The following is a 200-nucleotide window of genomic DNA, read 5'->3' as shown; positions in this document are numbered from 1 at the left end:
ATGTGGAGCTGACGAATACTAATAGATCGAGGACTTAACCATATAATATGTAGCAATGTTATCTAGTTTTGAAGGAATATATTTTTAGATTTCTTCTTGACATTCTGAAAAGAATGTGTATAATGATAAAAGTCTGGTAATGATGGCAGAGAGGTCACACCCGTTCCCATACCGAACACGGAAGTTAAGCTCTCTAGCGC

Annotated in this window: 1 rRNA gene; it reads left to right on the top strand. The window is 37.0% G+C overall.

Annotation, left to right across the window (positions count from 1 at the left end):
• Positions 1-132 precede the first annotated feature (132 nt).
• A 5S ribosomal RNA gene (gene rrf / locus BAQ49_RS31115) occupies positions 133-200 on the top strand; the annotation flags it as partial.

It is taken from the genome of Bacillus proteolyticus (assembly GCF_001884065.1).
In the GTDB taxonomy this organism is placed as follows: domain Bacteria; phylum Bacillota; class Bacilli; order Bacillales; family Bacillaceae_G; genus Bacillus_A; species Bacillus_A proteolyticus.
This window is presented reverse-complemented; position numbering and strand designations above follow the sequence as displayed.